This window comes from Lysobacter sp. Root494, from assembly GCF_001427225.1.
Classification (GTDB): Bacteria; Pseudomonadota; Gammaproteobacteria; order Xanthomonadales; family Xanthomonadaceae; genus Agrilutibacter.
In genome coordinates this window covers 726,210-744,337 of the sequence record NZ_LMFH01000001.1, presented here as the reverse complement: position 1 = coordinate 744,337, position 18,128 = coordinate 726,210, and the positions used below count along the sequence as shown (strand labels likewise).

General features: G+C 66.2%; 16 protein-coding genes, 4 tRNA genes and 1 pseudogene. 9 read left to right on the top strand and 12 right to left on the bottom strand.

Translation table 11 applies throughout. The features are described from left to right. Window positions 1-72: 72 nt before the first annotated feature. From tuf to ASD14_RS03140, 12 genes are all read right to left on the bottom strand, one after another. On the bottom strand, window positions 73-1,362 hold the full coding sequence (tuf, locus tag ASD14_RS03195) for an elongation factor Tu (RefSeq protein WP_082538694.1): 1,290 nt from the start codon (window positions 1,360-1,362) through the stop codon (window positions 73-75). Window positions 1,363-1,462: 100 nt separating this feature from the next. Then, a tRNA-Thr gene (locus ASD14_RS03190) sits at window positions 1,463-1,538 on the bottom strand. A 35-nt stretch (window positions 1,539-1,573) separates the two neighbouring features. Then, window positions 1,574-1,647 (bottom strand) — tRNA-Gly (locus tag ASD14_RS03185). A gap of 116 nt (window positions 1,648-1,763) precedes the next feature. After that, window positions 1,764-1,849, bottom strand: a tRNA-Tyr gene (locus tag ASD14_RS03180). Window positions 1,850-2,028: 179 nt separating this feature from the next. Beyond that, window positions 2,029-3,120 (bottom strand): redox-regulated ATPase YchF, encoded by a 1,092-nt coding sequence (ychF, locus tag ASD14_RS03175; RefSeq protein WP_056128666.1) that lies wholly within the window; start codon window positions 3,118-3,120, stop codon window positions 2,029-2,031. A gap of 64 nt (window positions 3,121-3,184) precedes the next feature. Continuing rightward, the gene (pth, locus tag ASD14_RS03170) at window positions 3,185-3,766 is read right to left on the bottom strand and encodes an aminoacyl-tRNA hydrolase (protein WP_056128664.1); all 582 of its coding nucleotides are present in this window, start codon (window positions 3,764-3,766) and stop codon (window positions 3,185-3,187) included. Between the two features lie 60 nt (window positions 3,767-3,826). Then, window positions 3,827-4,483 carry a 50S ribosomal protein L25/general stress protein Ctc gene (locus ASD14_RS03165; protein ID WP_056128962.1) on the bottom strand — a complete coding sequence of 219 codons (657 nt, stop codon included), beginning with the start codon at window positions 4,481-4,483 and terminating at the stop codon, window positions 3,827-3,829. Window positions 4,484-4,579: 96 nt separating this feature from the next. Next, window positions 4,580-5,539: a ribose-phosphate diphosphokinase gene (locus tag ASD14_RS03160; protein ID WP_056128663.1), complete on the bottom strand. Its 960-nt coding sequence runs from the start codon at window positions 5,537-5,539 to the stop codon at window positions 4,580-4,582. Between the two features lie 59 nt (window positions 5,540-5,598). Further along, a tRNA-Gln gene (locus ASD14_RS03155) sits at window positions 5,599-5,674 on the bottom strand. A gap of 15 nt (window positions 5,675-5,689) precedes the next feature. Then, window positions 5,690-6,580, bottom strand: a complete 891-nt coding sequence (ispE, locus tag ASD14_RS03150) for a 4-(cytidine 5'-diphospho)-2-C-methyl-D-erythritol kinase (RefSeq protein WP_056128661.1) — start codon at window positions 6,578-6,580, stop codon at window positions 5,690-5,692. 190 nt (window positions 6,581-6,770) lie between these two features. Further along, a complete protein-coding gene (gene lolB, locus ASD14_RS03145) occupies window positions 6,771-7,415 on the bottom strand; it encodes a lipoprotein insertase outer membrane protein LolB (protein WP_056128658.1) in 645 nt (214 codons plus the stop codon). Further along, window positions 7,412-9,034: a tetratricopeptide repeat protein gene (locus tag ASD14_RS03140; protein ID WP_235565300.1), complete on the bottom strand. Its 1,623-nt coding sequence runs from the start codon at window positions 9,032-9,034 to the stop codon at window positions 7,412-7,414. The genes lolB and ASD14_RS03140 overlap by 4 nt, the downstream gene beginning before the upstream one ends. Window positions 9,035-9,223: 189 nt before the next feature. On the opposite strand from ASD14_RS03140, the gene hemA reads away from it, so the two are divergent. The 9 genes and pseudogenes from hemA to ASD14_RS16420 all read left to right on the top strand — a co-directional run bounded on the left by hemA (window position 9,224) and on the right by ASD14_RS16420 (window position 18,021). Further along, on the top strand, window positions 9,224-10,528 hold the full coding sequence (gene hemA / locus ASD14_RS03135) for a glutamyl-tRNA reductase (RefSeq protein ID WP_056128652.1): 1,305 nt from the start codon (window positions 9,224-9,226) through the stop codon (window positions 10,526-10,528). A gap of 157 nt (window positions 10,529-10,685) precedes the next feature. After that, the gene (gene prfA / locus ASD14_RS03130; protein ID WP_056128649.1) at window positions 10,686-11,771 is read left to right on the top strand and encodes a peptide chain release factor 1; all 1,086 of its coding nucleotides are present in this window, start codon (window positions 10,686-10,688) and stop codon (window positions 11,769-11,771) included. 543 nt (window positions 11,772-12,314) lie between these two features. Next, window positions 12,315-12,776: a GNAT family N-acetyltransferase gene (locus tag ASD14_RS03125; RefSeq protein ID WP_056128646.1), complete on the top strand. Its 462-nt coding sequence runs from the start codon at window positions 12,315-12,317 to the stop codon at window positions 12,774-12,776. Continuing rightward, a complete protein-coding gene (locus ASD14_RS03120) occupies window positions 12,773-14,455 on the top strand; it encodes a UDP-N-acetylglucosamine-peptide N-acetylglucosaminyltransferase (protein ID WP_056128643.1) in 1,683 nt (560 codons plus the stop codon). The genes ASD14_RS03125 and ASD14_RS03120 overlap by 4 nt, the downstream gene beginning before the upstream one ends. Window positions 14,456-14,738: 283 nt before the next feature. Then, window positions 14,739-15,257, top strand: coding sequence for a molybdenum cofactor biosynthesis protein B (moaB, locus tag ASD14_RS03115; RefSeq protein ID WP_056128639.1), 519 nt, complete (start codon window positions 14,739-14,741; stop codon window positions 15,255-15,257). A gap of 13 nt (window positions 15,258-15,270) precedes the next feature. Then, entirely contained in the window at window positions 15,271-15,621 is a 351-nt protein-coding gene (locus tag ASD14_RS03110) for a helix-turn-helix domain-containing protein (protein WP_056128960.1), read from the top strand. Beyond that, window positions 15,621-16,427 carry a polyphosphate kinase 2 gene (gene ppk2 / locus ASD14_RS03105; RefSeq protein ID WP_056128635.1) on the top strand — a complete coding sequence of 269 codons (807 nt, stop codon included), beginning with the start codon at window positions 15,621-15,623 and terminating at the stop codon, window positions 16,425-16,427. The genes ASD14_RS03110 and ppk2 overlap by 1 nt, the downstream gene beginning before the upstream one ends. Before the next feature lie 103 nt (window positions 16,428-16,530). Then, window positions 16,531-17,634: pseudogene (locus tag ASD14_RS03100) on the top strand (PAS domain S-box protein); the annotation flags it as partial. Continuing rightward, window positions 17,611-18,021 carry a response regulator gene (locus ASD14_RS16420; RefSeq protein WP_343123453.1) on the top strand — a complete coding sequence of 137 codons (411 nt, stop codon included), beginning with the start codon at window positions 17,611-17,613 and terminating at the stop codon, window positions 18,019-18,021. The pseudogene ASD14_RS03100 and the gene ASD14_RS16420, both read left to right, overlap by 24 nt. The last annotated feature ends 107 nt before the right edge of the window (window positions 18,022-18,128 follow it).

Sequence of the window (18,128 nt, the reverse complement as noted above, 5' to 3'; positions counted from 1 at the left end):
AGATCCCCACTCATAGCCGCGGGGATGACGAACCGAYAACCYGGGCGCGCAAGGCGCGCCTGGGTCAGTTCGTCACTTCAGGATCTTCGACACCACGCCGGCGCCGACCGTGCGGCCGCCTTCGCGGATCGCGAAACGCAGGCCTTCGTCCATCGCCACCGGGTGGATCAGCTCCACCACCATCTTGATGTTGTCGCCCGGCATGACCATTTCCACGCCTTCCGGCAGGGTCACGGCGCCCGTGATGTCGGTCGTGCGGAAGTAGAACTGCGGGCGGTAGCCCTTGAAGAACGGCGTGTGGCGGCCGCCTTCGTCCTTCGACAGCACGTACACCTCGCCCTCGAACTGCGTGTGCGGGGTGATCGAACCCGGCTTGCACAGCACCTGGCCGCGCTCCACGTCGTCACGCTTGGTGCCGCGCAGCAGCAGRCCSGCGTTGTCGCCCGCCTGGCCCTGGTCCAGCAGCTTGCGGAACATTTCCACGCCCGTGACCGTGGTCTTCTGGGTCGGGCGGATGCCGACGATTTCGATTTCCTCGCCCACCTTGATGACGCCGCGCTCGATACGGCCGGTCACCACGGTGCCGCGGCCCGAGATCGAGAACACGTCTTCCACCGGCATCAGGAACGCCTTGTCGATCGCGCGCTCCGGCTGCGGGATGAAGGTGTCCAGCGCCTCCACCAGCTTGATGATCGACGGCACGCCGATCTCCGACTGGTCGCCTTCCAGCGCCAGGCGGGCCGAGCCGTGGATGATCGGGGTGTCGTCGCCCGGGAACTCGTACTTCGACAGAAGYTCACGCACTTCCATCTCCACCAGCTCCAGCAGCTCGGCGTCGTCCACCATGTCGGCCTTGTTCAGGTACACGACGATGTACGGCACGCCGACCTGGCGCGACAGCAGGATGTGYTCGCGCGTCTGCGGCATCGGRCCGTCCGCGGCCGAGCACACCAGGATCGCGCCGTCCATCTGCGCCGCACCSGTGATCATGTTCTTCACGTAGTCGGCGTGGCCCGGGCAGTCCACGTGCGCGTARTGGCGGTTCGGGCTTTCGTACTCGACGTGCGCCGTCGAGATCGTGATGCCGCGCGCCTTCTCTTCCGGCGCCGCGTCGATCGCGTCATAGGCCTTGAACTCGCCGCCGAAACGYTCCGCGCCCACCTTCGTCAGCGCTGCCGTCAGCGTGGTCTTGCCGTGGTCCACGTGGCCGATCGTGCCGACGTTTACGTGGGGCTTGGTGCGCTCGAACTTACCCTTTGCCATGGGCAGCGCTGCCGTCAGCGTGGTCTTGCCGTGGTCCACGTGGCCGATCGTGCCGACGTTTACGTGGGGCTTGGTGCGCTCGAACTTACCCTTTGCCATGGCTGTCGCTTCTCGTTGTGCTGCTTGGATGGGGACGTGACGAAACCCCGCATGGGCGGGGTTCGGGCCGTGAACCCCACCGAAGCGGGATTCTTGAAGATGGTGCTCACGAATGGAATCGAACCATCGACCTCCTCCTTACCAAGGAGGTGCTCTACCGACTGAGCTACGTGAGCAGTTGTTACGGACTGTACGAACCGGGTTGTTGCAATGGAGCGGGAGACGGGAATCGAACCCGCGCTAGTAGCTTGGAAGGCTACAGTTCTACCATTGAACTACTCCCGCGCCGGATGAAACATTTCCACAACCGGGTTGGAACGTACTGCCCTTGAAGCACCGGCTGCTGGTAAGGCACCCGGGTGTTACATGTTACTTCCGCCGCCTTCCGGTGAACGGGAAGGTGGTGGAGGGAGGTGGATTCGAACCACCGAAGGCGTAAGCCAGCAGATTTACAGTCTGCCCCCGTTGGCCGCTTGGGTATCCCTCCAAAGAGCCCGCTATTTTGGTGAGCACCTTGGAGGAAGTCAACGCATTTCCGGCAAATTCTTTTTTATAGCCGGAGCCGCGATGGCCAACCTTGGTCGCTGCACGGCAAAGCGCAGAACTCCCGCGCCATGCGCTGCGGCGCGTTCATCGGCACCGCAGGCCAGTGCTATCGCAACGCGATCAGACGTTGAAACGAAAATGCAGAACGTCGCCTTCCTGGACCCGGTATTCCTTGCCTTCCAGGCGCAGGCGCCCGGCATCGCGAGCACCGGCTTCGCCCTTGTATTTGATGAAGTCGTCGTAGGCGATCGTTTCGGCGCGGATGAAGCCCTTCTCGAAATCGGTGTGAATCACGCCCGCCGCCTGCGGCGCGGTGGAACCCGCCTTTACTGTCCAGGCACGGACTTCCTTCACGCCCGCGGTGAAGTAGGTCTGCAGGCCGAGCAACTTGTAGGCGGCGCGGATCACGCGATTGAGGCCCGGCTCATCCAGCCCGAGATCCTTGAGGAACACATCGCGGTCTTCGTCGTCGAGCTGGCTCAACTCTTCCTCGATGGCAGCCGAGACCGGCACGACCTCAGCGCCCTCGCCCACCGCGTGCGCGCGCACGGCATCGAGGTGCGGATTGTTTTCGAATCCGTCCTCGAGCACGTTCGCGATGTACATCACCGGCTTCAGCGTAAGCAGGAACAGATCGCGGACCTGCGCCTTGTCGTCTTCGGACAGCCCCAGCGCGCGCGCTGGTTTGCCGGTATCGAGGGCTGCACGGATGCGCGCCAGGACTTCAACGCGGATCTTCGCGTCCTTGTCGCCGGTCTTGGCGGTGCGTTCGGCGCGTTGCAGGGCTTTGTCGACTGATTCCAGGTCGGCGAGCGCAAGTTCGGTATCGATCGTCTCGATATCGGCGATCGGATCGACCTTGTTGTTGACGTGGATAATGTCGGAGTGCTCGAAGCAGCGCACGACATGGGTGATCGCATCGACTTCGCGGATGTGCGCGAGGAACTTGTTGCCGAGGCCCTCGCCGCTTGCCGCGCCGGCGACGAGGCCGGCGATGTCGACGAATTCCACTGCGGTCGGCAGCACGCGTTGCGGCTTGACGATTTCGCTCAATGCGTTGAGACGCGGATCCGGCACCGGTACGACGCCAACGTTCGGCTCGATCGTGCAGAACGGAAAATTGGCCGCGGCGATGCCCGCCTTGGTGAGCGCGTTGAAGAGGGTCGACTTGCCGACGTTGGGCAGGCCGACGATGCCGCATTTGATGCCCATAACTTTCTTAAATCCGGGATTCGTGATTCGTGGCTGGTGATTCCTTCGAATCACCAATCACCAATCACGACTTGGCGGTATTGAGCCGCTTCATCGCTTCGTTGAAATCGCCGCTCACTGCCAGCGGCAGCACGTCGATCGCGTCGTCGATCGCGCGCAGGATCGCGGCTTCATCGTCCTTGCCAGGCTTTCCAAGCACCCACGGCGTGACGCGATCCTTGTGCCCGGGGTGGCCGATGCCCACGCGCAGGCGCGCGAATTTCCCGTGCCCCAGCAAACGCATGATGTCGCGCAGGCCGTTCTGGCCACCGGCGCCACCATCGAACTTCAACCGCGGCGTACCGGCCGGCAGGTCGAGCTCGTCGTGCGCGACCAGCATTTCTTCCGGCTCGATCTTCCAGTAACGCAGCGCGGCGGTAACCGACTTGCCGGAAAGATTCATGAAGGTGGCCGGCTTCAGCAGCCACACGTTCTGGCCGGCGATCTCGACCTTGGCGGTTTCGCCGAACAGCTTGGATTCCAGCCCGAAGCGAACGCCGGATTTTTCCGCAAGGGCGTCCACAAACCAGAACCCGGCGTTGTGCCGGGTCCGGGTGTGTTCGGGTCCGGGGTTGCCCAGCCCGACGATGAGGCGCAAGCCTGCCATCGATGAAGCGAGTAGACCGCACTGCCCGGCGCGCGTTTCGGCGCGCCGGTGCAGGCACGATTACTTCTCTTCCTTCTTCGCGACCTTGGCAGCCGGCACTTCGGCGGCGGCTTCCGGAGCAGCTTCCTCGGTCTCTTCCCTGCCGTGCTTGGCGATCACGACGGCGACGTCGTGTTCCTTGCCCAGCTTCAGTTCCGGCAGCTCGACGCCCTTCGGCAGCTTCAGCTCCGACAGGTGGACGATGCCGCCGATCTGCAGGTCGACCAGGTCGATCTCGATGAACTCCGGCAGGTCCTTCGGCAGGCAGCTGACTTCGACTTCGTTGAGTTCGTGGGTAACCACGACGCCCGCGGTCTTGCCGGCCGGCGACTTTTCCTGGTTGAGGAAGTGCAGCGGCACCTTGGCGCGCAGTGCCTGGTTTTCGTCCACGCGCTGGAAGTCGAGGTGCATGATGATCTGCTTGTACGGATGGCGCTGGATGTCACGCAACAGCACCTTCTGCACCTTGCCGTCGAGGTCGAGGTCGAGGATCGACGAGTAGAACCACTCGTTCTGGCTGGCGAGCCAGGTCTTCTCGTGTTCGAGCTGGATGCTCTGGGGAGCGGCGTTGCCGCCGTAGACGATGGCCGGGATGCTGGCGGCGCGACGCAGGCGGCGGCTCGCACCCTTCCCTGCGGCTTCGCGGCCAGTGGCCGAGATCTTGTGTTCGGTTGCCATGATGTTCTTACTCACTGTTTACAACGTTGGTCCGCCTCGCGGCGGCTTGGAAAACTCACCCGCGACCAGGTGAGTTGGATCTTGTGCGGCGCCCCGTCAATCCACGTACAGCGAGCTGACGGATTCACCGAATGCAATGCGGCGGATCGTTTCCGCGAGCAGCTCGGCGACGCTGAGCTGGCGGATGCGGCTGCAGGCCTTCGCGGCTTCGCCGAGCGGGATGGTGTCGGTTACCACCAGCTCGTCGAGCTGCGACTTCATGATGTTGTCGATAGCCGCGCCCGACAGCACCGGATGGGTGCAGTAGGCGACGACCTTGAGCGCGCCGCGCGCCTTGAGGGCAGCCGCAGCAGCGCACAACGTGCCGGCGGTGTCGACGATGTCGTCGACCATCACGCAGGTCTTGCCTTCGACGTCACCGATGATGTTCATCACCGTGGCGACGTTGGCGCGTGGGCGGCGCTTGTCGATGATCGCGAGGTCGGCGTCGTCGAGGCGCTTCGCGATCGCTCGCGCACGCACCACGCCACCGACGTCCGGCGACACCACGATCAGGTTGTCCGTACCGTGCGCGCGCCAGATGTCGGCGAGCAGCAGCGGCGATGCATATACGTTGTCGACCGGGATGTCGAAGAAACCCTGGATCTGGTCAGCGTGCAGGTCGACCGTCAGCACCCGGTCCGCGCCGACCGTCGAGAACATCTTCGCGACTACCTTCGCCGTGATCGGCACGCGGGCCGAACGCGGACGACGATCCTGGCGCGCATAACCAAAGTACGGCACCACCGCGGTGATGCTGGACACCGATGCGCGCTTGAGCGCGTCGATCAGGACCAGCAGCTCCACCAGGTTTTCCGCGCTGGGCGCGTTCGTCGGCTGGATGACGAACACTTCCTGGCGGCGCACGTTCTCCTCGATCTCGACCTGGACTTCACCATCGGAAAACCGACCGATCAGCGCTTTGCCCATGCGGATGCCGAGTTCCTTGCACACGGCATCGGCGAGCGGGCGGTTGGCGTTGCCACTGAATACCAGCAGGTTGCGATCGTTCTGCACGTGGGGCTCCGCTTCGCTCTGACTCTGGCGGTGAAAGGGACGGTGTAACAACGATGAGTTGGCAGGGGCGGAAGGATTCGAACCTACGAATGCCGGGATCAAAACCCGGTGCCTTAACCACTTGGCGACGCCCCTGCGCTGAAACCTCGGCTACGGTCCTGGCGACCCGTCGGCCCTCGCGTCGAGCGCATCCAGCAGCGGCGACCTTGCCGCACCCGCCGCCACCCAGGCCTTGATGCCCGGCGGCAGCGCTGCCAGCGCCGCTTCGGCCGATTCGCGGGTGGCGAATTCGACGAAGCAACCACTGCCAGACCCGGTCAATCGCGGCGTGCCGACCAGCGACAGCGCCCCGAATACCGCCTCGACAGCCGGCTCGCGCGCGCGCAGGACCGGCTCGAATGCGTTCCCGAGCTCAGTTCCCGAAACGAAGTCCGATATTGTCGCGGGCGCTGCATTCCGCGTCAAATCAGGGGCTTGGAAAAGTCCGGCGGTCGGGGCATGGACCCCGGGATCGGCCAGCAGGTACCAGGCGGACGGAAGTTCGACGGGCTGCAGGCGCTCGCCGATGCCTTCGGCCCAGGCGTTCTCACCCCGGAGGAAGACGGGGATGTCGGCGCCCAGCTGCAACCCCAAGGCCGCCAGTGTTTCGGTCTTGAACCCGACGCCCCATAGCCTGTTAAGCGCGACCAGCACGGTTGCCGCGTCCGACGAGCCACCGCCGAAGCCACCGCCCGCCGGGATGCGCTTTTCAATGCCGATATCCACACCTTGCCGGACGTTCGCTTCCGTTTGCAGCAACTTCGCTGCCCGTACCGTCAGATCGTCGGCTTCCGCAACTCCGGCAATGGACGGGCCGTGGCGGACGACCAGACCATCGCCACGAAGCCGCAGCCGCAGCGTGTCGCCCCAATCCAGCAGCCGGAATACTGTCTGCAGCTCGTGGTACCCATCCGGCCGCCGCCCGGTGATGCGCAGGAACAGATTCAGCTTGGCCGGCGCGGGCCAAACGGTCCATCCGGAAGTGGCTTGGGGGAGGGTCATCCGGTCAAACGCGGAGATCGGGGCGCTGAAGGGTAAAGCAGTTCGGGACGCGACTTCGAAACCAGGAACGTCATCCCTGCGAAAGCAGGGATCCAGCAACTTCAAGCCGTCAAATCAAGGGCACTGGATGACCAGCCTTGGGCTGTGATGAAGCGCTTCCTGCTTTCGCAGGAATGACGAGCAAGTGCAGTTATTCAGAGGCTTCCTGGAGCGAATCCAGACTCCATTCGTCGATCACCAGCTTGACGCTGGCATCGCCGCTGCGGGCCACGATGCGCCGCGGCAACTGCGGCCGATCCGTGCCGGCCGGAAGCCATTCCTGGTATTCGATCGTCCAGCCCGCCTGCTCCAGGCTTGCCGGCAGGCTGCCGCTGTACACATGTTTTTCGGGGCCGAATTCCTGCGCCGGCGCCGGAATGCCACGCACCCAGTCCTGCAGCGCGCGCACCGGAATATTCCAGCCGGTCGCCGACAGCAGCAGTTGCTCGACGTCCGCATCCTCGCGCGGTCCGCCGGCGATGCCTTCCAGGCGCGCGCCGCGATCGTTGCCGCTCAGCTGCCAGCTTTGCCGCGTGACCGGCGCACTCAGCGAAATCGTGTAACCGCCCGCTTCCTGTTGCCAGTCGATGCGCCCGCTGCCGCCGCGATTGCCAGTGGAAACCGCAATCCGGCCCGACAGATTCCATTCGGCCAACGCACCACGCCGCGCATCGTTCGCGCGCGCCTGGACGGGATCAGCGGGCAAGACTTGGCGCGTTTGCGGCGCGACGCACGCGGACAGCATGACGCACAGCGACAAACCCGCGACCAGCGAACGCAACACACGCCGCATCATTCGCCGATCTTCTTCAGCACGCGCTGCAGGGCGCGGTTCCCGGGGTCGAGCTTGCGCGCTTCCTCGAAGTATTTGCGTGCTTCCTCCTTCCTGCCGAGATCCCACAGCACTTCGCCCACGTGCGCGCCGATTTCCGGATCCTTCTGCAGGGCGAAGGCGCGCCGCAACTCGGTCAGTGCGTCGTCCTTGCGGCCGAGGCGATACAGGACCCAGCCATAGCTGTCGATGATTGCGGCGTTGTCGGGCTCGGCGGTGCGCGCGCGATCGATCAGCTCCAGCGCTTCCTGGTAACGCGTGGTGCGGTCCGCCAGGGTGTAGCCGAGAGCGTTCAGCGCGGCGGTGCTGTCCGGATCGGCGACGAGGATCTTGCGGAAGTCGGCTTCGGCACGCGCGATGTTGTCGCGGCGCTCCCAGCCCAGTGCACGCGCATAAAGGATGTCGGGATCGTCGGGGAAGGCGGCGAGACCGCGCGCCAGTGCATCGAGTTCGCCGGCATCGTTCTTGTCGCGCTGCGACAGATCCGCTTCGAGGATGTAGGCATCGCGTCGCGCTTCTTCCGGCGCGGCGGCGTCGGACTGCAGGTCGCGCAGCGCCTGGTAGGCTTCCGGCGCGCGCTTGAGTTCATGCAGCACATTGGCAGCGCGAAGCCGCGCGGCCCATCGTTCGTTGCCTCCGGGAACACCGTGGTACCACCCCAGCGCTTCGTCGAAACGCTCGAGGAATTCCGCCATGCGTCCCAGCAACAGCCGCCGGCTCGGTTCGGGCCTGGCGGCCTCGCGGCGCAGCTCTTCGTAGAGGGCGATCAGTGCGGTCTTGTCTTCCGCTCGCGCCAGCAGCGAGGCGCGCAGCGCGTAGGTCTGGTCGTCCTGCGGTCCCTTCGCGAGAGTCGCAGCCGCGGTGGCGTAATCGCCGAGTTCGTCGTATTCGGCGGCCACGGCCATGCGCAATTCGGGCACCAGCAGCATTGCCGGATCCAGCATTGCCAGCACCTTGCGCGCATCGTCGGGCTTGCCGTTCTGGCGCAGCTGGCTGGCGCGTAGCAGGGCGACGCGCGGCTCGCCGGGAAAACGCTGCACGACTTCATCGACGATGCGCTGCGCCAGCGCCTGTTGATCGAGCTTCTGCGCCAGGCCGCCGAAGGCGAGCCACGCCTGCAGCTGGTCGGGAATCTTTCCGTCATCCACCAGCTGCCCGAGCAGGCGCGCGGACTGCTCGGGATCGCGCGCGCCCACGCCCAGCACGCCGAGCACCTGCTGCCAGCCGTCGTCCTCTGCAGCCAGTAGTCCGTTCAGCTGCTTGCGCGCGGTGCGTTCGTCACCGCGGCGCAGGGCGAGGGTCGCCTCGGCCGCCGACTGCGAGCGCGCATCGCCACCGAGCTTGCGCCACAGCGCCAGCGATTGCGTTGCACGCTTGTCGTCCTTCGCAAGCAGGGCGATGCGGGTCGCGCGTTCGGCCAGCGTCGCATCGTTGCCGGCACGCGCGGCGTCGAAATACGCCTTGGCTGCTTCATCCAGCTTGCCGGCCTGCAGGGCAAATTCACCCGCCAGGGTCGGTTCGAGCGCGCGCACGACATCGTCACCGGCGGCGGCCTTGCCCGGTTTCGCGGCCCAGGCCGGCAGTGCCAGCGCAGCCCCGAGCAGCAGGGCTACCGCAGGAGCGGCAATCGCGTGAACGGAACGCTGATTCGAACGCAATGAATACGGCAAGGCGGGACCCGTGGAAGCTTCGGCCGGTAGAATGGCGGCCTTCGCGAGCCAGCTTAACGCAAGCCCCTGAACGGTCCTGTGCTTCCACGGACCGAATCCGCAATGAGTCTTTTCGTCCTAGGCATCAACCACCAGACCGCGCCCGTGAGCCTGCGCGAACGGGTGGCGTTTTCCGGCGACGCGGTGCCCGCGGCGCTCGATGCCCTGCGCGCGTTGCCGTCGGTGCATGAAGTCGCGTTGCTCTCGACCTGCAACCGCACCGAGCTGTATGCGGTCGCCGACGACAACGGCGATGCACTCGCGGACTGGCTCGCTTCGCATCCCGATGATGCCGGCGATCTCCACGCCTATCTCTATCGGCACGCGAACGCCGACGCGGTGCGCCATCTCTTCCGCGTTGCGACCGGACTGGATTCGCTGGTGCTCGGCGAGCCGCAGATCCTCGGCCAGGTGAAAGACGCCTGGGCGACCGCACGCAACGCCGGCAGCCTCGGCAACCAGCTCGACCGCCTGTTCCAGCAGGCATTCGCGACGGCGAAGCGCGCCCGCACCGACACGCGCATCGGCGCCAATCCCGTTTCGGTCGCCTCCACCGCCGTGCGCCTCGCCCAGGAATCCTTCGCCCGGCTCGAAGACTCCACCGTGCTGCTGATCGGCGCCGGCGAAACCATCGAACTCGCCGCGCGCCACCTCGTACAGGCGAAGACCAGGCGGCTGCTGATCGCCAACCGCACCCTCGCCCATGCGCAGGACCTGGCGACGCGCCACGGCGGTTACGCACTCGCGCTGGGCGAACTCGACCGCCATCTCGCCGAAGCCGACGTGGTGATCTCGGCGACCGCCGCGCGCGATCCGATCCTGCACAAGCCGCAACTCGCCGCCGCGCTCACCGCGCGCAGGCATCGCCCGATGCTGCTGCTCGACCTCGCCGTGCCGCGCGACATCGCCGGCGACGTCGCCGAGCTGAAGGACGTTTTCCTCTACACCGTCGACGACCTCGAGCGCGCGATCGAGGAAAACCGCCGCAGCCGCCGCGAAGCCGCGGAGGAAGCCGAAGCGATCGTCGAACTGCAGGTCTCGCGCTACATCGAAACACTCGGCGCCAGCACGCGCACCGAGCCGCTCAAGCGCCTGCGCGCGCATGGCGAGGCCGCGAAGGCCGATGCGCTGGCGAAGGCCCGGCAGCAACTCGCCGCGGGTGGCGATCCGCAGGCGGTGCTCGACATGCTTGCGCATACGCTGACCAACAAGCTGTTGCATGCGCCGACGATTGCGTTGCGCGAGGCGGCGATCAGTGGCAATGCGGAACTGGCGCGGGCGGCGGACAAGCTGTTTCCGGCGGTTGATGCCACGGGCAGCGATGCTGAAGCTACGACCGACCCCAATTCGAAGCGACAACACGGCTAGCGACGCTCGCCTCCTTCGCTCGTCATTTTCCTGCGAAAGCAGGAATCTAGTGACTTTCGCTTTACTTCCTTCCCGGCAAGAGATCAAAGACGCTGGATTCCTGCTTTCGCAGGAATGACGAGCAAAAAATGTCGCTGGCCTCGATCAATATCATTCAATGACCCCAACCCTGCGCCGCAAACTCGAAGCCCTCGCCGAACGCCGCGAGGAGCTCGAACGCCTGCTCGGCGAGCCCGCCGTCATCGGCGACAACGACCAGTTCCGTAGGCTCTCGCGCGAATTCGCCCAGCTCGAACCGGTCGCGATTGCGCTGCAGGCCGAAACGCAGGCCAAGGCCGACCTCGCCTCCGCCGAAGCAATGCGCAACGACCCGGAACTGCGCGAGCTGGCCGAAGAGGAAATCGCCGCCGCCACCGCTCGCCTCGATCAGCTCGACGCCGAACTGCTCGCGCACCTGATCCCGAAGGACGCGCGCGACGAAGGCGACATCTACCTCGAAGTGCGCGCCGGTACCGGCGGTGACGAGGCGGCGATCTTCGCCGGCGACCTGTTCCGCATGTATTCGCGCTACGCCGAACGGCAGGGCTGGAAGGTCGAGATCGAATCCGCGAGCCCCGGCGAACACGGCGGCTTCAAGGAAGTGATCGCGCGCGTCGAAGGCCGCGGCGCATATTCGCGGCTGAAGTTCGAATCCGGCACCCACCGCGTGCAGCGCGTTCCGGAAACCGAATCGCAGGGCCGCATCCATACCTCTGCCGCGACGGTGGCGATCATCCCGGTCGAAGTCGAAGGCGAGCCGGTCGAGATCAATCCCGCGGACCTCAGGGTCGACACCTTCCGTTCCAGCGGCGCCGGCGGCCAGCACGTCAACAAGACCGAGTCCGCGATCCGCATCACCCACGTGCCCACGGGGATCGTGGTGGAAAGCCAGACCGAGCGCAGCCAGCACGCCAACCGCGACAAGGCGATGAAACGCCTGGCCGCGATCATCGCCGAGGCCCAGGCAGCCAAGGCCGCCGCCGCGCAGGCCGAGACCCGCAAGCTGCAGGTCGGCAGCGGCGACCGCAGCCAGCGCATCCGCACCTACAATTTCCCGCAGGGGCGGATCACCGACCATCGGGTCGAGGGGCTGACCCTGTACGACCTGCCCAACGTGATCGAAGGCAACCTCGACGGGTTGGTCGACCGGCTGCAGCAGGAACACCAGGCGGACGAGCTGGCGCGGCTGACGCAGGGGGCGTGAGCGGCGATGGGGTTGGGGACCCCAGGTGATCGATCTTCCGACCCCAACGATGGGGTTGCGGAGCCCATGTGGTCGATATTCCGACCCCGGCGATGGGGTGGCTGAGTCGATGTGATCGATCTTCCGACCCCAACGATGGGGTTGCGGACCCCATGTGATCGATCTTCCGACCCCGGCGATGGGGTGGCTGAGTCGATGTGATCGATCTTCCGACCCCAACGATGGGGTCGCGGAGCCCATGTGATCGATATTCCGACCCCAACGATGGGGTGGCTGAGTCGATGTGATCGATCTTCCGACCCCAACGATGGGATTGCGGAGGTCGATATTCCGACCCCGGCGATGGGTGGCTGAGTCGATGTGATCGATCTTCCGACCCCATCGATGGGTTGCCGACCCCAAGTGATCGATCCCCGGCCCAACAATGAGGCTGTGACCCCATGTGACCGTTGTTGCTCTTCTCCCTCCTCTTCGCCTTCGGCGAAAGGGAGGGAGCAAAGCCGCGCCCGTTACGATGCGCATCCACCCCCGCAGCCGCCGCCCATGCCCGTCACCACTCGCCACGCTGACCTCGAAGACCTCGACACCATCACGCCGCTCTTCGACGCCTACCGCCGCTTCTACGCGCAGCCGGGCGACCTGCAGCGCGCCCGCGACTTCCTGCACGAACGCCTGCAGCGCGGCGAATCCGCGATCCTGCTCGCCGAACTCGACGGCCGCGCTGCCGGCTTCACCCAGCTCTATCCGATGTTTTCCTCGGTGCGCACCGCAAGGATCTGGGTCCTCAACGATCTCTACATCGACGAAAGCGCGCGCCGCCACGGGGCCGGCAAGGCGCTGCTCGATGCCGCGGCGCAGTTCGCGAGGGAACACGGCGCCGCCGGCCTGATGCTCGAAACCACGCGCGACAACGATGCCGCGCGCGCGCTGTATCGCGCCGCGGGTTGGAACGAGGACGCCACGCAGTGGTACAGCCTGTCGTTCACTCCGGGCGCCGCGCAGTGAGCGAACGCGAGCAGTCCCGCGCGCGGGTCCGGCACGAGCCGGACAACGCGCTCGCGTGGATCCTGCTGAGCGAGGACGAACTCGACGCCGGCGATGCACGCGCGGGTGAGGCTGCGGCCAGACGCGCGCTCGCACTCGCGCCCGGACATCCCGAAGCACTCGCGCGCCTCGGTCGTGCGCAGTGGATGCAGCACCGCCGCGAGGAGGCCGCCGTGAGCCTGCGCGCCGCCGCCGCGAATGCCCCGCACCACCCGGGTATCACGGTATGGCTCGGGCACGTGCTCGAAGACATCGGCGACGCGGAGGCGGCCGCCGATGCCTACGCGCGCGCTTACGCGCTCGCACCCGGCGAACCGCAGATCGCGGCCTACCTGCTCGCATGGCGGCGCAGGCTGTGCGACTGGCGCGACCTTGATGCGCTCGCCGCGCAGGTGCGCGAAGCGGTGCGCACCGGCCGGGCGATGGTCGAACCATTCGCGTTCTTGAGCGAGGATTCGACCGCGGCCGAACAACTGCAGTGCGCGCGCATCCGTGCGTCGACGATCGCGCGTTCGGTCCGTCCGTTGCCGCCGGCGACGCATGCGCGCGGCGAGCGGTTGCGGGTCGGCTTTCTCTCCAACGGTTTCGGCGCGCATCCCACCGGATTGCTGACAGTTGCACTGTTCGAAGCCCTGCGCACGAGCGATGCGTTGGACACGCATCTGTTCGCCCTGAACCGCGATGAAGAAAGCCTGGTCGCGCAACGCCTGCGAGCCGCCGCACGATGGCACGACGTCGCGGGACTTGCGCATGCGCAGGTCGCGCAGCGAATCCGCGCGGCCGGCATCGATGTGCTCGTCGACCTGCGCGGCTGGGGCGGCGGCGGCGCGCCGGAAGTGCTGGCGATGCGGCCGGCACCGGTGCAGGTGAACTGGCTTGCGTATCCGGGTACCTCGGGCGCGCCGTGGATCGATTACGTCCTGGCCGACGACTTCGTCCTTCCCGATGCACTGGCGCCGCACTACAGCGAACGCGTGGTGCGGATGCCACGCTGCTTCCAGCCGAGCGACACCGCACGCGGGATTCCGCCTGCGCCTTCGCGAGCGGAATGTGGCCTGCCGGAACGGAGCGCCGAGGGCGGCACGGTGTTCTGCTGTTTCAACAACAGCTACAAGCTCAATCCGCGCAGCATGCGACGTGCGCTGGCGGTGTTGCGCGAAGTGCCCGGCAGCGTGCTGTGGCTGCTGTCGGGTCCCGGACGAGCCGACGAACGCCTGCGCGACTTCGCCCGCGCGCAGGACGTGGATCCGCAACGGCTGGTGTTCATGCCCAAGCAGCCGCATGCCGAATACATGGCGCGGTTGCAGCACGCCGACCTGTTCCTCGACACCGAGCCATACAACGCGCACACCACGGCGTCGGATGCGCTCTGGGCGGGATGCCCGGTGCTGACGCGACCGGGTGAGACGTTCGCGGCGCGGGTGGCAGGGAGCCTCAACCATCATCTCGGCATGGCGTCGATGAATGTCGACAGCGATGCGGCGTTCGTCGCGCGCGCGGTGGAGCTGGGGCGCGATACGCGGGCGTTGGCGGTGCTGCGCGAAGAACTGGCCGTACGGCGACGCGACAGCGGGTTGTTCGACATGCAGGGATTCGCGCGCGATTTCGTTGAAGCCGTGCGCGGGATGGCGTTGGCATAAGTCGCCCGCCCCACTGCACTGCATCCCTTCTCCGCATGCGCGCCCCCCTGCGCGTCCCTTCTCCCCACGTGCGGGGAGAAGGGACGCGCAGGGCGGATGAGGGGGAGCGAGCGCAGCGAGTTGCTTTTCGCTCTGCCTGCTTCATCGAACAGCAAAGCAAAAGCAGCTCGCTGTGCTCGCCACCCCTCACCCGCCCTTCGGACGCCCTCTCCCCGCCGGCGGGGAGAGGGACGTGAAAGGTTGCCTGCTCGCAGCAAGCATGTGCCCGCCCTACACTCCCCCCATGACTGCAGAACGCAACTTCATCCCGCTCCGCCTGTGCGTGCTCACCGTCTCCGACACGCGCACGCTTGCCGAAGACAGTTCGGGCGATTACCTGGTGACCGCACTCACCGAAGCCGGCCACCAGCTCGCCGACCGCGCGCTGTTGCGCGACGACCGCTACCAGCTGCGCGCGAAGGTGTCGCAGTGGATTGCCGACGACGGCGTCGATGGCATCCTCGTCACTGGTGGCACCGGCTTCACCGGGCGCGATTCCACGCCTGAGGCACTGTTGCCGTTGCTGGACAAGCAGATGCCCGGCTTCGGCGAGCTGTTCCGCGCGCTGAGCTTCGAGGAAATCGGTACCAGCACGCTGCAGTCGCGCGCGTTCGCGGGGCTGGCCAACGGCACGTTCCTGTTTGCGCTGCCGGGCTCCACTTCGGCCTGCCGCGCTGCGTGGGAAAAGATCATCGGCGCGCAACTGGATGCACGGACCAAGCCCTGCAACCTCGCCACGCTGCGTCCGCGCCTCAAGGAATAACGGAGTGATCGACATGCCGCTCGCAACCACTTTGCGCCTGCTCGCCAAGGCGCGCGGACTCAGTGCCGCCGACATCGCCACAGCCATTCCGCGCGCGGGTGCCGCCACCGTCAGTGCCTGGCTGCAGGGCGAGAAACTGCCCGGGCGCGAACAGCTCGACGCCCTCGCCCGCACCTTCGGCGTGCCCGCGGGCGCACTGCTGAGCGAACTGGCGAGCACGTTCGATCCGGCTCGCACGAAGGGCGAGCACGACCTGCTCGCCGCCTATCGCGGGCTCAACAGCAAGCAACAGGGCGCACTGCTCGAAGTCGCGCGCAGCATGCATCCGTCGCCGGCAAAGGCTTCCACCCGCAGGAAGAAGTGATGGCCAGGCTCAAGCGCAAGGACTACGAAGAACAGATCGAACGCCTCCAGCACGAACTCGTCGCGATGGCGCGCTGGCTGCAGGCGACCAACAGGCGCGTGATCGTGCTGCTGGAAGGCCGCGACACCGCCGGCAAGGGCGGCGTGATCAACGCGATCGCCGACCACATGAATCCGCGCCAGTGCCGCGTCGTGGCATTGCCGAAACCGACCGAGCGCGAGAGCTCGCAGTGGTATTTCCAGCGCTACGTCGCGCACCTGCCCGCGGCCGGCGAGATCGTGCTGTTCGACCGCAGCTGGTACAACCGCGCCGGCGTCGAGAAGGTCATGGGCTTCGCGACCGATGCGCAGGTCAAGGCGTTCCTGAAGCAGGCGCCCGCGTTCGAGAAGCTGCTGGCGGACGACGGCATCCTGCTGTTCAAGTACTGGCTGTGCTGCGACCAGGAAAAACAGGAAGAGCGCTTCGCCGAGCGGCTGAAGGATCCGCTCAAGCGCTGGAAACTCTCGCCCATCGATGTCGACGCACGCAAGCACTACGACGATTACACCCGCGCACGCGAAGCCATGCTCAAGGCGACGCACACGCCGCACGCGCCGTGGACGCTGGTCGATTTCAACGACCAGAAGCAAGGCCGCCTGAGCCTGATCCGCGACCTGCTCAAGCGGTTGCCCGACACCAACGTTCCGCCGGCGAAGCTGGACTTCCCGCCACTGCCGGCAAAGCCGAAGAAGGAGCGCTACGGCACGCTCAAACCCATCCCGGCAGCGTCCGCGGCAGGTAAAAAACGCTCACGGCAGGTGAAATAGGTCTTCACGCTAGCCTGCCCAAGCTGATCGTCCGATTGCCCGGAACTCTCCCATGGCCTCCGGCTCCTCAACTGCGACAAACGGCAAGCACCCCAGCGGCTCGATGACATTGCTCGACGACGCGCGGCAGTTCCAGCTGCTGGTGAATAGCGTCGTCGACTACGCGATCTACATGCTCGATCGCGAAGGCCACATCGCCAGCTGGAATCCCGGTGGCGAGCGCATCAAGGGTTACCGCGCCGAAGAAGTGATCGGCCGGCATTTCTCCCTGTTCTACACGCCCGAGGACGCTGCCGCCGGCGTACCGGAGCTGGCCCTGCGCACCGCGGCCGAGGAAGGCACATTCGAGTCCGAAGGCTGGCGCATGCGCAAGGACGGCACCCGCTTCTGGGCCAGCGTGGTGATCGATCCCGTGCTGCGCGACGGTGAGCTGATCGGCTTCGCCAAGGTCACCCGCGACGTCACCGAACAACGCAAGGCGCGGCTCGCCGTCGAGGAAGCCCACCGCGCGATGCTGCAGGCGCAGAAGATGGAGGCGATCGGCAAGCTCACCTACGGGCTGGCGCACGACTTCAACAACCTGCTCACCGTGATCACCAACAGCCTCGACACCCTGTCCGCCCAGGACAACGACCCGGAACGCAGGCGCCGCTCGATCATCACCGCGCAACGCGCCGCCGACCGCGGGGCCCTGCTCACGCGCCAGCTGCTCGCGTTCTCCCGTGGCCAGTGGCTGCGGCCAAAACCGCACGACATCAACGAGCTCATCAGCAACTCCGGCGAGATCCTGCGCCGCGCCTGCGACTCATCGGTGCAGGTGGACTTCGAACTGGCGCCCGGGCTGGCGCGCGTCTCCGTCGACGGGGCGCAGTTCGAAGCGGCGCTGCTCAACCTCGTCGTCAATGCGCGCGATGCGATACCGCCGGGACGGCAAGGCCGCATCGTCATCCAGACGCGCCAGGTGCGGGAAGCCGGCAAGCCGGACCGGGTCGCGATCACCGTCGGCGACAACGGCGAAGGCATGCCCGCGGAGGTGGTGGCGCGCGCCGCCGAGCCCTTCTTCACGACGAAGGAAGTCGGCAAGGGCAGCGGGCTCGGCCTGAGCCAGGTGCATGGCTTCGTCACGCAGTCGGAAGGCCGCGTCGCCATCACCAGCGAACCCGGCATCGGCACCAGCGTGACGATGTCGCTGCCGGCGTTGCAGGAAGAAACGGGACCGGACCTATCGATCGCGCCGCGCGTGCTGATGGTCGACGACGACTCCAACATCGTCGGCATCGTCAGCGACGTCCTGCGCGATGCCGGGCACGACGTGCTCACCGCGTCCAACGGCGCGCAGGCACTGCAGTTGCTGCAGCAGGATCCGGCCATCGACGTGCTGTTCTCCGACGTGGTGATGCCCGGCATGTCCGGCGTCGAACTGGCGCAGAAGGCGCTGGAGCTGCGGCCAGCGCTGCGCGTGCTGCTTGCTTCGGGTTATTCGGAAGGCTGGCTGGACAACGTGCCGCCCGGCATCGACTTCGTGGCCAAGCCCTATCGCGCCATGCAGATACTCGAACTGCTGCGCGCGCGGAGCGGCCCCCCGGTGCGGTGAACACGGTTCACCCGCGCACGACCGGCCCGCCACATACTTCAAGCAGCCGCTGCCKATGCGCCSCGSCSGCRGCCAATGACGGTGAACCGTCGCTGTTCGCCAACCCA